11 protein-coding genes are annotated in these 12,996 nt (G+C 71.4%); 3 read left to right on the top strand and 8 right to left on the bottom strand.

Features of this window, described 5'->3' with window-relative positions; all coding sequences use genetic code 11:
• Positions 1-146: 146 nt before the first annotated feature.
• Positions 147-1,271: a M14 family zinc carboxypeptidase gene (locus ABZ795_RS27990; protein WP_357532519.1), complete on the bottom strand. Its 1,125-nt coding sequence runs from the start codon at positions 1,269-1,271 to the stop codon at positions 147-149.
• A gap of 329 nt (positions 1,272-1,600) precedes the next feature.
• Positions 1,601-2,878 carry an MFS transporter gene (locus ABZ795_RS27985; RefSeq protein ID WP_357532518.1) on the bottom strand — a complete coding sequence of 426 codons (1,278 nt, stop codon included), beginning with the start codon at positions 2,876-2,878 and terminating at the stop codon, positions 1,601-1,603.
• A gap of 221 nt (positions 2,879-3,099) precedes the next feature.
• Here ABZ795_RS27985 and ABZ795_RS27980 point away from each other — a divergent pair, with 221 nt between their 5' ends.
• The 3 genes from ABZ795_RS27980 to ABZ795_RS27970 all read left to right on the top strand — a co-directional run bounded on the left by ABZ795_RS27980 (position 3,100) and on the right by ABZ795_RS27970 (position 4,866).
• The gene (locus ABZ795_RS27980) at positions 3,100-4,080 is read left to right on the top strand and encodes a helix-turn-helix transcriptional regulator (RefSeq protein WP_327024193.1); all 981 of its coding nucleotides are present in this window, start codon (positions 3,100-3,102) and stop codon (positions 4,078-4,080) included.
• A 68-nt stretch (positions 4,081-4,148) separates the two neighbouring features.
• Entirely contained in the window at positions 4,149-4,382 is a 234-nt protein-coding gene (locus tag ABZ795_RS27975; RefSeq protein ID WP_357532517.1) for a DUF397 domain-containing protein, read from the top strand.
• A 211-nt stretch (positions 4,383-4,593) separates the two neighbouring features.
• On the top strand, positions 4,594-4,866 hold the full coding sequence (locus ABZ795_RS27970) for a hypothetical protein (protein WP_357532516.1): 273 nt from the start codon (positions 4,594-4,596) through the stop codon (positions 4,864-4,866).
• Between the two features lie 174 nt (positions 4,867-5,040).
• Here ABZ795_RS27970 and nudC read toward each other — a convergent pair whose 3' ends face one another.
• From nudC to ABZ795_RS27940, 6 genes are all read right to left on the bottom strand, one after another.
• Entirely contained in the window at positions 5,041-5,988 is a 948-nt protein-coding gene (gene nudC, locus ABZ795_RS27965; RefSeq protein WP_357532522.1) for an NAD(+) diphosphatase, read from the bottom strand.
• 62 nt (positions 5,989-6,050) lie between these two features.
• Positions 6,051-7,376, bottom strand: a complete 1,326-nt coding sequence (locus ABZ795_RS27960; RefSeq protein WP_357532515.1) for a pitrilysin family protein — start codon at positions 7,374-7,376, stop codon at positions 6,051-6,053.
• A complete protein-coding gene (locus ABZ795_RS27955; protein WP_357532514.1) occupies positions 7,373-8,701 on the bottom strand; it encodes a pitrilysin family protein in 1,329 nt (442 codons plus the stop codon). Before ABZ795_RS27955 ends, ABZ795_RS27960 begins: the two co-directional genes overlap by 4 nt.
• 67 nt (positions 8,702-8,768) lie before the next feature.
• Positions 8,769-8,957, bottom strand: a complete 189-nt coding sequence (locus ABZ795_RS27950) for a hypothetical protein (protein ID WP_327024187.1) — start codon at positions 8,955-8,957, stop codon at positions 8,769-8,771.
• Between the two features lie 218 nt (positions 8,958-9,175).
• On the bottom strand, positions 9,176-9,379 hold the full coding sequence (locus ABZ795_RS27945; protein WP_013735772.1) for a cold-shock protein: 204 nt from the start codon (positions 9,377-9,379) through the stop codon (positions 9,176-9,178).
• A gap of 208 nt (positions 9,380-9,587) precedes the next feature.
• A complete protein-coding gene (locus tag ABZ795_RS27940; protein ID WP_357532521.1) occupies positions 9,588-12,974 on the bottom strand; it encodes a UvrD-helicase domain-containing protein in 3,387 nt (1,128 codons plus the stop codon).
• Between the last annotated feature and the right edge of the window lie 22 nt (positions 12,975-12,996).

Below are 12,996 nucleotides of genomic sequence, written 5' to 3'. Positions count from 1 at the left end.
CACAAGGGCAAGTAACAACCCTCACCACACCACCACCAACACACCCACACCACACCGCCAGACCACCCTGCCCACACAACGGTCAAAACACGAGAGTGGCGGTCCACCCCGCTGGGGTGGACCGCCACTGCGGTCAGTGCAAAGGATCAGAAGTCACACTGGTTCGGGAAGGCGATGCAGGTGGTGATGGTGGCGCCACGGTTCGGGATCTGGCCGTACCGGTCGGCGTCCACGTTCTCCAGCGTGCCGTCGCTCATCTTGTCGATGATGCCCCAGAGGGCGTTGACGTTCTGCTTGATGATGTAGCCGCTGCTCTTGTGGCCGATGCCGCCACGCGACTCGAAGAACATCGCGTTGCTGCGCCAGTTGGCGTACTCACCACGCGGGCCGGGGCCGTTGAGCATGGCGGCCGAGACGACGCCCTCCGGGATGTTGATGTACGGGTAGAGGGTCGTGGTGACCACGCCGCTCTTGTCGGCGGCGTCCGCAGCCGCGACACCCATCCGGCGGACGGTGTCCCACTGGCTCTGGCTGAGCATGCCGGGGTCGAGCGAGATGCCCACCGAGAAGGTGGTCATCTCGTCGGTGCTGTCGCCGACGTAGTAGGTGCCCTGGTGGTGCAGGTCGATCATGTGGTGCGGCTTGAAGTCGGCCCAGGCGTACCAGAACTGCTGCGACTCGACGGCGCGGTACTGGGTGTAGTTGGTGAAGTTCCGCTCGGGCAGCGGGGCCTCGCCACGGCTGGCCCGGACGCTGTTGATCTGGTCGAAGATCTGCCGGTCGACGCCCCAGTCACGGTTGAGGTCGATGCGGTGGACGCTGTCCTGGCGGCGGTACTCCTCGAAACCATCCGGGTTGTAGATCGGGATGATCGCGAAGCTGATGTTCTCCAGCACCTCGCGGGCGTGCTTCCCACCGTTGACCAGGGTCTTCAGGAAGTCCAGCGAGGCTTCGGCGCCGTAGGGCTCGTTGCCGTGGATCCGGCCCTGGATCCAGACCCGGGTCTCACCGGTGCCGATGAAGGCGATCTCCAACGGGCGGTCCCGACCGCTGCGGCCGATCTCCTCGATCCGGAGGGCACCCTTGCTGCGGGCGGCCAGGGCGTGCATCTCGGCGGAGACCTCGGCGGCGCTGAGCATCGAGGAGCGGTTGACGGTCTCCTGACCCGGCGGGACGAACGGCCCGTTCGCGTTGGCCACCCCGGGCGCCACCATGGGGGCGAGGAGGAGCGCGGCGATCAGGGCCACATGGCGACGGCGTGGTCTTGTCACAGTTGTGACATCCCTTCTGAGATGTGATGCGGCAGCGCCAGCCAGACATCGTTGCGGCCCCCGTGCGCCGTACGCGCTCCGTGCTGGCCTCGCTGCGACCTTCCTCACCGGAAGGCGGTGCGGTGTGATCATTGAACGGGGGGCGTTTTCGCAGGTCAAGAGCCGATGTAAAGTTCCGTCGAATGTGCAGATTGTGACGGGGAGCACTCCACGGAAGTTCGGCGACTGGCGGACAGGCTTCCCGGTAGACCCGCTGGAAGACGGAGAAATGATCAGATCACCGGCTTGGGTCGGGGTTGCGGCGCAATGACGGGGTCCGATGGTCGTGGTCAGCGCCGTACCGCCGGAAGGGAAGCCGTGCCGTCCGGGGCGGGGCGGGGCGACGGGATCCGGGGTCGCGTCGACGGCCCGGCCGGTGGACTGAGTCGGCGCCCACCCCAGAGGTAGCCGGCGGCCAGCAGGGTGGCCAGTCCGACCGCGACGAACACCAACCGGTAGTCGAGCACCCCGACGAGCAGGGCCCCGGCGCCGATGGAGAGCGCCTGCGGGACCCTGACCACCGCCTCCGCGGCGGCGGCCACCCGGCCGAGGACCTCGGCCGGGGTGCGTCGCTGGACGAGGGTGTGCAGGCCGACCAGGGTCAGCGGCAGGGACACTCCGGCCAGCAGCACGGCGGCGAAGCCGAGCCAGAGATTCGGGTACCCCAACGCCAACGCGGCCGGCCCGAAGAAGGCGACACCGGCGGCCAGGGTGCCCAACTCGCCGACCCGACGCAGCACGGCGGCCGAGACCAGGCCGCCGACCAGACCCCCGATGCCCTGCACGGTGACCAGCACCCCGACGAACGCCGCGTCCCGGCCCAGTCCCAGATCGACGTACGCGAAGATGAGGGACTCGGTGAAGCCCATCACCAGCGAGGCGAGCCCGTAGCCGAGCAGGGCCCGCCGGATCGCCGGCTCCTCGACCAGGTGGCGCAGACCGGCGACGAGCTGCACCCGCCAGCGCCGCGAAAGGGCAACCTCCTCGGTGGGCCGGGTGGCCGACTGGGCCGGGCGCAGTCCGGCCACCACCACGGCGGCGGTCAGGAACCCGGCCATGCCGATGGCGGCCAGCACGCCACCACCCAGCAGGGCGTAGAGCCCGGCACCGGCCAACGGGCCGATCAGCCGCAGGCCCTGGCGTACGGTCTGGAGCACCCCGTTGGCCTCGCCGAGCAGGTCGGCCGGGACGAGTTCGCAGACCAGTCGACTGAGCACCGCCCCGACGGTGAGGTTGGACAGGCCGTAGAGCGCGGCCACCCCGTAGATAATCCACATGTCCCCCGCGTCGCGTACCGCCAGCAGTGGGGTCAGCAGCAGGGCGGTGACCAGGTTGGTGACCACGAAGACCCGCCGCCGGGGGTATCTGTCGACGAGCCAGCCCACCAGCGGCGCCAGAATCCGCGGGGCGATGAGCACGAAGAGGGTGGCGCCGGCCAGGGCGTCCGAACCGGTCAGATCCTTGACCCAGATGGCGAGTGCCAGCAGCAGCATCGACTCGGCGGTCAGACTGGCCAGCAGGCCGCCGAAGAGCAGGCGGAAGTCCGGTCGGCTCAGGACGGTACGCATGGATCCCTCCGCAGGTCAGGTGACGGGCGCGACAGCGGCCCACCACCGAAGCACCACCCGCAGGTCGCGGTGGGCCCCTCCGGTGTCGGGTCTGCGCAATTCTGGAGACACGCCCTCCGCCGGAACCTCCGGCGCCGGCCGCGACGTCCATACTGACCGTGGGGCGCGAATTTCATACAGTTACCGTCGCGTCTGCGGCGGTCGACGGAAAAGAGGACACAGTGCCTCCTGCCTCACCTGGCCCGATCCTGCGCCGCCGTCGGCTCGGTCTTGAGCTGCGCCGACTGCGCGAGGCCGCCGGCCTGACCGGAGACCAGGTCATCGAGCACGTCGGTTGGGCCTCCGCGTCGAAGTTGTCCCGCCTGGAGAACGGACGCAGCCGGCCGGATCCGCAGGATGTTCGTGACCTGCTCGACCTCTACCGCGTCGATGAGACGCTACGGGCGGAACTGCTCGGCATCACCCAGGAAGCCGGTGACATCCGGGGCTGGTTGAAGAATTTTCCGGCAATGACGCAGCAACAGCGCAGCTTCGCCGAGTTGGAGGCGGGCTGCGCCGAGATCTCCGAGTACAACCCGGTCCTGGTGCCGGGGTTGTTGCAGACCACCGGGTACGCCCGGATGCGCATCTCCTCGGCCTGGGAGGTTGACCAGGAGGCCGGCGATCCGGAGGCCGGTGAGGACATCGACACCGAGATCAAGGCACGGCAGGCCCGCCAGTCCCTGCTCACCCGGGAGTTCGATGCCCCCCGCTACACGGCCGTGCTGGAGGAGTCCGCGCTGGGCCACCGGGCCGGCCCGCCCGAGGTGCTGCGGGAGCAGTTGGGGCAGTTGTGCGAGTTGGCCGCCCGACCGAACGTCACCCTGCACGTGCTGCTGCGGGACACGCCGATCGGCCAGTGGTACCTGCCGCCGACGGCCTTCTCCCTCTACCGCTTCGCCGACCCGCAGGATCCGGAGACCCTGGCCATCGAAGGTGGCTTCACCGATGTCATGTCGACCGAGGTAATCGCCCTAAATCGCTATAAAGTGGTGTTCAAGTGGTTATGCGCGGCGGCGCTCTCCGCACCGGACACTCTTTCCTGGCTGACCGAGTCGGCGGAACGGCTGTCCGGAGCGGCCGCCCCGTCCACCGCGGCGGGTGGTTCGGCAATGGCGCCGGCCCAGCGCCGCAGCTCCACCGGGCGCCTGACGGAACGATGACCGACACCGGACACCGCCGGCAGGCGCCAGGCCACTCGTCGGTGTCGATTCAGCTCAGGAGCACAACGATGAACGAAATCCGCAAGACCTCCGTCCTCGCCCAACTCGCCGACGCCCCCTGGCGCACCAGCACCCGAAGCCAGACCTCCAACTGCGTAGAGGTCGCGCCGCTGGGCCACGGTCCCGCCGCGGTGGCACTGCGGGACAGCAAGGACCCCGAGGGCCCGGTGCTGTTGTTCAACCGGCCCGGCTGGCTGGGCTTCATCTCCGGCACCAAGAACGGGCAGTTCGATCTGGACTGACCGGGCACCGCTCACGCGGGACCACCGGCACGGTGCCGGTGGTCCCGTTCGTCGTCCGGGCCCGACACCCCCGCTGAGCAGGGATCGGATGATCGGATGAAGCCGCAGTCAATTCGAGCGTTTCACTTGCTGAGACACCACACGGGCGTACGATGACCGATGTAGTGACGTGGAAATTCCACCACCCGTCGCGACACATCCGGAGACCCCTATGCGGTTCCTGATCGTTCGCACCAGCATTCGCGCCGCCGCCGACGCCGACATCACGGCCGCCTGGGCCGGAGGACGCCGGCTGCGGGACGAGACCATCCGACCCGAGCCCCGCCGTCAGGTCGTCCACGCCGAAGACCGGGACGCCGCCTTCATCCTGGCCCGCGCCTTCGCCACGGTCGGTGCGGTACGCGCCGGCAAACAACGGATCAAGGTGCTGCCCCTGGACGATCCGGGGCCTCAGCAAGCCCGGCCACAGGGCCACGCCACCTGACACCCACACCCGTCCGTCGTGGTCGACCGGCTCCCCCGCCGTGTTCCTCACCAGCCGACCACGACGGCCCGTGCCCCCGACCCGTGGGCCGCCGCGGCAACGACGGTCCCGGGTCGGGGCCGCACGGCCGCATCCAGCTCACCTACGCCGGTCGCCCTGGGGTGTACCGCCGCCTCAGCACTGGCCGTCGAACCAGCGATGGATCAGGAACAGGGCGATCGAGGAGGGGGGCGGCAGGCGCAGCTCGGCGCCGCCCACATCGACCGGCCGACCGGCCAGGGCCGCACCGATCTCCTGCCGAGAGAACCAGCGGGCCTGGGCGATCTCGGTGGGGTCGACCCGTACCGGGTGCGCCGGGTCTGCGGCCGCCAGGAAGCCGAGCATCAACGAGCCCGGGAACGGCCACGCCTGACTGGTCACGTATTTGACGTCGGTGACCGGGACCCCGACCTCCTCGTGGACCTCCCGCAGCACGGTCGCCTCGGCGGACTCACCGGGCTCCACATAACCGGCCAGGCAGGAGAAGCGGCGCTGCCCCGGGGTGCTCGGCCAGCTGACATTGTTGCCGAGCAGGCACCGCCCCTCGGTCCCCTGCACCCCGTCGTGCACCAGCACGATCATCGCCGGGTCGGTACGGGGCCACACCCGCTCGCCCCGGCTGTCCACCCGGGACCAACCCCCCTCGGCCGTGCGGGTGGGCTCGCCGGTGACCGGGTGGTACAGGTGGCGCAGATGCCAGTTGGTCAGCGCCAGGGCGGTGGTGAACAGGCCGGCGTCCCGGTCGCCGAGCAGGTGGCCGATCTGCCGCAGGTTGGCCGACCGGGTGTTCGGCACGGTCGGCAACTCGGTGTGCACGCAGAACACCGGCACCCCGTCCGGCTCCACCCCTAGGAACATCGCCTCGGCGGCCAGTTCCGGGACCAACTCGTCGGCCTCGGCCAGGACCAGGGTCGGCTGGGGGGTGTCGGTGCGTACCAGGGCCCGGCCGCCGGCCTGGACATCCAGCCTCAGCACCCGGGCCCCGGACCAGGCTTGGGCCAGCCAGTCGGGGTCGGCCCGCCGGTGGGCGGCCCGATCCAGGGTGGAACGGGACAACGGCGGGGCCAGGGTGCCGTCCGCCATCAGACCCAGCACCGCGCCACCCCAACCGGCGCTGCCGTCCGAGCCGCGGGACTCCCGCAGGGTCATACCGGCACCGGTGCGGTCTCGACCGGGGTCAGGGTGCCCAGCGAATCCGCGATCCGCTCGGCGTCGCCGAGCACCACGGTCACCGCCCGCGCCGGAGCCAGGTAACGGGCCGCCGCCGCAGCGACGTCCTCGGCGCTGGCCTTGGCCAGTCGGGCCGCGTGCTCGGCCAGGAAGTCCAGCCGCAGCCCGCTGCCCGCGTAGGCGCTGATCATGGAGGCCAGCCCCGCCTGGGTGGAGACCCCCAGTTGCAGGGTCCCCAGGGCGTACTGCCGGGCCTGTTCCAGCTCCTCGGCGCCGGGCGGCACGGTGGCGAGTCGGCCCAGCTCGTAGTGGGTCTCCAGCAGCGCCGGGGCGGTCACCTCGGTGGCCACCTCGGCGGCGGCCACCAGCAGCGAGCCGGCCACGGAATGCTCCACGGACGAGTGCGGCCCGTAGGTGTAGCCCTTGTCCTCCCGGATGTTCTCCACCCAGCGGGAGGAGAAGTAGCCACCGAAGATCAGGTTGGCCAGCTGAAGTGCGGCATGGTCGGGGTGGGTACGGGGCACCGCCGGCAAGGCCATCCGCAGGGAGGACTGCACCGAGCCCGGCCGGTCGACCAGCAGCAGCGGACCGGGCGCCAGCGGTGGGGCAGGTGGCGGCGCGGCGGAGTGCCCCGCACCGGACCAGCCCCCGAGGGCCTTCTCGGCCGCGTCCAGGGCCCGTTCCGGCCGGACGTCGCCGACCAGCACGAGTACCGCACCGGCTGGACGCACCCGCTGGGCGTGCAGCGTACGCAGCGCCGCCGGCCGCACCGCCCGGACCTGCTCCGGCTCCGGCGTCTGCACGGCGTACGGATGCCGGCCGTAGATCCGCTTGAGCAGGGCGGTGTGGACCAGGTGACCCGGCTGACTGCGGGCGACCTGAATGCCGTCGACCAGACGGTCCCGTTCGGTGGCCACCCACTCGGCCGGGTAGTCGGCGCCGGTGAGCACCTCGGCCAGGATCTCCAACAGCCGATCCAGGCCGGTGGCCAGGCCGTTGCCGGAGAGCATCAGCCGATCCGGGTCCAGCCCGGCGGAGAGACCGCCCCCGATCTTCTGCAGCTCGGCGGCGATCTGCACGCTGCTCATCGTCTCCGTGCCGGACAGCAGCGTCGCGGCAAGCATCTGCCCCCGGGCCAGGTGGGCCCGGCTGAAGGGCATCCACAGCCGCAGTTCGACCAGCGGCACGGCCGCCCGGCGTACGGCGATCACGGTCAGCCCGTTGTCGAGCGTCCGCTCGGCCTGGCTCGGCAGCTTGAGCCGACGGGTCGGACCGAGCGGCGGCAGGGCCCTCACACTCAACGGGTTGTCTCCTTCGTCTGGGTACCGCCGGGAATGACCTCGACGGAGGCGCGGCGCTCCGGCCGCAGGGTGGCGGCGGCGGCACGGACCTGCTCCTCGGTGACCGCCCCGACCAGTCGGGGCAGCTCGTTGAGCAGTCCCGGCTCGCCGCGTTGCTGTTCCAGCACCGCCATCCGCAGGGCGCGGCCGAGCACGGCGTCGGTGTCGCGCAGCAGGTGGGTGGCCATCCTGGCCTGGGTACGGGTCAGCTCCCCCTCGGTCAGCCCGTCCGTGGCCAGCCGGTCCAGCTCCTCGTCGACCGTACGCAGCACCTTGTCCACGTCCCCGCCGGGCGGCAGGTGCGCCTGCAACAGCAGGGCGGTGGGGTCGCGTACGTCGAAGGGGTCTCCCATGAAACCCACGTAGCCGCCGACGCTGGTCACCGTGCGGTCGCGCTGGACCAGCCGCTCGACCAGCCGGGAGGCGTCGCCGTCGGTGAGCACCTCGGCCAGCACCACGTACGGCAGGTAGGCGGCGAAGTCACCGATCGGGTCGGGCACCCGCCACCCGGAGGCCACCGCCGGCAGGGGCGCCAACCGGTCGGTGTGGGCGGTGCGCCGCTCCGCGGTCAGGTCCGGCTCGGCGAAGTCCGGGCGATCCGGTGCCGGGCGGGCCGGCACGTCACCGAAGTGCCGCTCGATGAGGGTGGTCGCCTCGGCCACGTCGATGTCACCGCTGACCGCCAGCACCGCGTTGCCGCTGGCGTAGTAGCGCCGGAAGAAGTCGGCGGCGTCGTCGACCGTGGCCGACTCCAGGTCGACGAAGGAGCCGTAGCCGTCGTGCGCGTTGGGGAAGGTGTCGAACATGACCGGCGGCAGGGTCAACCAGGGGAACCCGCCGTAGGGCCGGTTGAGCACGTTGACCCGGATCTCCTCCTTGACCACGTCGACCTGGTTGCGCAGGTTCTCCTCGGTGAGCCGAGGGCCCCGCATCCGGTCGGCCTCCAGGAAGAGGGCCCGTTCCAGGGCGTTGCTGGGCAGGGTCTCGTAGTAGTCGGTGTAGTCCAGGTGGGTGGAGCCGTTGAACATGCCACCGGCGCCCTGCACATGCCGGAAGTGCGCCAGCTTCTCCAGATTCTCCGAACCCTGGAACATCAGGTGTTCGAAGAGGTGGGCGAAGCCGGTGCGCCCCTCGGGCTCGGACCGGATGCCCACGTCGTAGACGACCGCCACCCCGATGACCGGGGCACTGCGATCCGGGGTCAGGACCACCCGCAGGCCGTTGTCGAGGGTGAAGCGCTCGACCGGATACCTCGTCGCTGGAATTTTAGCTTTGCGCGTCGGCACGGATCCGACCCTAACGTCTCGACGCCCCGATGCGTGAACATCCGTGGGCCGCTGATGCGACCGTGGGTCAGCCGGCCGTGCTGCCGACCGGCTCGGTGACCGTCGGCGGCCCGTGCAGGTCCACCAGGCTGGAGGGCGCGGACCCGCCCGGCATGACCGGCCAGGGGGTGAAGGCCGCCGCCATGGCGAGCAGCAGTCCGATCACCGCCATCGCCACCACCAGCAGCAACTCGCGCGCCGTCGCCGAGCCCCCCATGGTCCTGCCTCCCCATACCGCCTGACGCTGTGACGCCTGCCCCCCGGCCAGCGTCACCCGGCCCGTTGATGCTGGCAGTCATCCACCCGACCCCGCAACGACTGATTCCCGACTCAGAAAACGGTGCGGTGGGCTGAATGTGCGAACGGTCGGGTCACCGCCGGCAGACATCAACCGGAAGTGACCCGACCGTTGCGGTCAGGCAGTGTCGCCCTGGATCAGAGCGGACGGATGTTCTCCGCCTGCGGGCCCTTCTGGCCCTGGACGACCTCGAACTCGACCCGCTGGTTCTCGTCCAGGCTCCGGTAGCCGGAGGACTGGATCGCCGAGAAGTGGGCGAAGACGTCAGCGCCGCCGCCGTCCGGGGTGATGAAACCGAAGCCCTTGTCAGCGTTGAACCACTTGACGGTGCCAATAGCCATGCTTGTTACGTCTCCTTGACGGAACGTCGACCCCACACCAGTTGCGGGATCGGAGAGAGGAGTGCCCCGAGCGGACCTGCTCGGAACACCTGTCGCTTCTGGTCGCCCCGCCCGGAGAACTCCGGACACAACAAAGTGCGCCTGGGGTCACATATCCGCCAGGCGCACACAGAGCTGGTAACCAAAGCTGCAACGCCAGACACTCTACTCACTGATCCGGCTCAGCGCCAGTGTCGGCTCCGGGCGACTGCGGCACCGAGGTGATCAACTCGGTGAGGCCGTCGAGATCGAGCAGGTCCGTCGGCCGGACGGTGACCCCCTCCCGCACGTAGTGGAAGGCCGCACCGACCCGGTCCAGGGCGATCCCGGCCAGCTCCGCCCAGGCCAGTCGGTAGACCGCCAGTTGCACGGCGGCCACCTCGGCGGCCACGCCGCTCGGGCGGGCCCCGGTCTTCCAGTCGACCACGTCGAAGCGGTCCCCCGGCCGACGGAACACCGCATCCATCCGGCCCCGCACCACCACCCCGCCGATCACCGTGGCGAAGGGCACCTCGACCTCCACCGGGGTCCGGTCGGCCCACTCGCTGGCCAGGAACCGACGCTGAAGCTCCGTCAGGGCCTCGTCCGGCGCGGCGTCCTCGTCGGCCGCCCCGGGCAACTCGTCGGTGTCCAGCAGCCGGTCCGCCCCGAACCGCTGCTCCAACCAGGCGTGGAAGGCGGTGCCCCGGCGGGCGTACGGGTTGGGCTCGGCCGGCAACGGGCGGCGCAGCGTACGGGCCAGGGCCGCCGGATCCCGGCGCAGACCGACCAGCTGGGTCACCGACAGGTGAGCGGGCAACGCCACCTCGATCGGGCCGGACAGTCGACTCAGCTCCGCCCGCTCGGCCAGCAGCAGGTCGGCCTCCCGCCGCCACCGGGCCACCTCCGGATCCGAGGCGGCGGGATCGTCCGGCCCGTCCGGGTCCCCCCCCTCGGTGAGGAAGCGACGCACCAGGGCGGCCGCCTCGGTCAACGCCGGGCGGCGTACTCCCAGGGGGTCCGCCGGCCACTCGGCGCGCAACACCACCTCCGTGGTCGGGTTGACCGCGTCCGGGGTCGGCTCGGGGGTCCACTCGTCGACCAGGTGACCGGCCCCGCCCGCCAGGCAGGCGTCGTGAATCTCGCGCAGCAGGGCCGAGGGGCCGCGGGGGCGCTTGGTGCCCTCCCCCCACCAGTGGCCCGAGCAGAGCAGCAGTCGACGGGGGCGGGTCACCGCCACGTACGCCAGTCGCCGTTCCTCTCGCTCGTCGTGGGCCCGCCAGGCGTCCGTGAACTCCGCCATCGTGCGGGCCACCGCGCGCTGGTCGGCGGCCTCGGCCAGGGCCAGGGCGGGCAGCCCCTCCGCATCGCCCCGCAGCGGAAAGGGCAGCACTCCCAGACCACCCAGCCAGTGATCGGAGCTGCGTACCGGCCCCGGCCACACTCCCCTGCTCAGCCCGGCCACCGCCACGACGTCCCACTCCAGCCCCTTGGCCGCGTGGGCGGTGAGGATCTGCACCGCCCCCTCGACCACCTCCACCTCACCGGGAGCCAGCCCGCGCTCCTCGTCCTCGGCGGCGGCCAGGTAGGCCAGGAAACCGGCCAGGGTGGCCCCCGGGGTCTCCCCGCTGAACCGGGCGGCCACATCGCCCAGGGCGTCCAGGTGGGCGCGGGCCAGCCCGGCGTCACCGGCGCCCTCCCCGCCGGCCCGTACCGCCACCTCCACGTCCAGGCCGGTGGTCCGCTCGATGTCCGCGATCAACTCCGGCAGGGACTGGTCCAGCCGGTAACGGAGCAACCCCAACTCCCGGGCGTACGCGCGCAGCCGGGCATATCCCTCGGCCGAGTACGCCTGCGCCGGGCCCAGGTCGGCCAGCGCCTCCACCAGGGTCGCCTCGTCCAGGCGATCCACAACGATCTCGGGATCACCGTCGTCGGCCAGTTGCCGACGGGCGGCGGCGATGGCCTTGGCCCGACGGTGCAGGGCGACCAGATCCCGGGGCCCGATCCGCCACCGGGCCCCGGTCAACAGGCGCAGCAGGGCGGCACCGTCGGTCGGGTCGGCCAGCACGCGCAGCGTGCAGACCACGTCACGAACCTCGGGGGTGTCCAGCAGGCCGCCGAGCCCGACCACCTCGACCGGCAGCCCGCGCTCGCGCAAGGCGGCGGCGATCGCCGGGATCTGGCTACGCAACCGGACCAGCACCGCAGTGGTCGGGCGGGCCGTCACCGGGATCTGCTCGGGCAACGCCCGCGGCATCCGGGCGGCCCCCTGCCACGCCGCCAGCAGACTGTCCGCGATCCAGTCGGCCTCCTCGGCGTACGTCGACAGCAGCGCGCAGTGCACCGTGCCGGCGGCGGCCCCGCGCGGGCTGCGGTGGACGATGGGGTCGTCGACACTGAGCGCGGCGTGCAGTTCGGGCACCCGGGCACCGGCGGCCCGCAAGGGAGTGGCCAGGGCGTTGGCCACCGCCAGGATCTCCGGACGGTTACGCCAACTGGTGGTCAACCCGAGCACCCGGGCCGGGCTGCCGTCGCCGAGCGCGAAGTCGGCCGGGAAGCGGTCCAGGGTGCCGGCGCTGGCCCCCCGCCAGCCGTAGATGGACTGGCAGGGGTCCCCCACGGCGGTCACCGGATGCCCGCCGCCGAACAACGCCCGCAGCAGCACCACCTGGGCGTGGCTGGTGTCCTGGTACTCGTCGAGCAGCACCACCCGGTAGCGATCCCGTTCGATCTCGCCGACACCCGGATGGTCCCGGGCCACCCGGGCGGCCCGGGCCAACTGGTCGGCGAAGTCCATCGCCTCGAAGTCGGCCTTGCGCCGGGCGTAGGCGCGCACCAGCGGCAGCAGCTTCAACCGGGTCTGCTGCAGGGTCAGCGCCTTGCGCACGTCGGCGTAGACCCGGCCGGGACGCGACTGCACCTCGGCGAAGAACCGGCCCGTCCAGGCGGCCAGGTCCTCCGGCTCGACCAGGTGCTCGTCCAACTCACCGGCCAGGGCCAGCACGGCGTCGGTCACCGTGCTCGGCATCCGGTCCACCTCGGACATGTCGCCGTCGTAGTTGCGCACGATGAGATCCACCAACTGCCACCGCGAGGCCTCGGTGAGCAGCCGGGTGGAGGGCTCGTACCCGGCCCGCAGGCCGTGCTCGGTGACTATCCGACCGGCGTACGAGTGGTAGGTGGCCACGGTCGGCTCCCCGGCCAGGGGATCGTCGAGGGGGTCCCGTCCGCGCCGACCTAGTCGACGGACCAACTGGTCCAGCCGGGTACGCACCCGGTGGGCCAGCTCACCGGCAGCCTTGCGGGTGAAGGTGAGGCCGAGCACCTGCTCCGGCCGCACGTACGAGTTGGCCACCAGCCACACCACCCGGGCGGCCATGGTCTCGGTCTTGCCCGAGCCGGCGCCCGCCACCACCAGCAGCGGCTCCACCGGCGCGGCGACGATCGCCGCCTGTTCCCGGGTGGGTGCCGGCAGCCGGAGCAGCTTGGCCAACTCCACCGGGGTGTACCGGGGGCCGGAGTCGGCCGCCCGGGGGGCCGGTGCCCCGGGACCGAACAGGGCGGGCTGGACCAGGCTGCCTGCTTCGCCGGCTGGC

This window comes from Micromonospora sp. NPDC047134 (assembly GCF_040643455.1).
In the GTDB taxonomy this organism is placed as follows: Bacteria; Actinomycetota; Actinomycetes; order Mycobacteriales; family Micromonosporaceae; genus Micromonospora.
This window is presented reverse-complemented; position numbering and strand designations above follow the sequence as displayed.

Excerpts from the sequence above, each read along its gene's own strand:
- ABZ795_RS27945 (WP_013735772.1), bottom strand. The coding sequence starts at position 9,379 with ATGGCTATTGGCACCGTCAAGTGGTTCAACGCTGACAAGGGCTTCGGT.
- nudC (WP_357532522.1), bottom strand. The coding sequence starts at position 5,988 with ATGGCGGACGGCACCCTGGCCCCGCCGTTGTCCCGTTCCACCCTGGAT.
- ABZ795_RS27985 (WP_357532518.1), bottom strand. The coding sequence starts at position 2,878 with ATGCGTACCGTCCTGAGCCGACCGGACTTCCGCCTGCTCTTCGGCGGC.
- ABZ795_RS27950 (WP_327024187.1), bottom strand. The coding sequence starts at position 8,957 with ATGGGGGGCTCGGCGACGGCGCGCGAGTTGCTGCTGGTGGTGGCGATG.
- ABZ795_RS27970 (WP_357532516.1), top strand. The coding sequence starts at position 4,594 with ATGCGGTTCCTGATCGTTCGCACCAGCATTCGCGCCGCCGCCGACGCC.
- ABZ795_RS27975 (WP_357532517.1), top strand. The coding sequence starts at position 4,149 with ATGAACGAAATCCGCAAGACCTCCGTCCTCGCCCAACTCGCCGACGCC.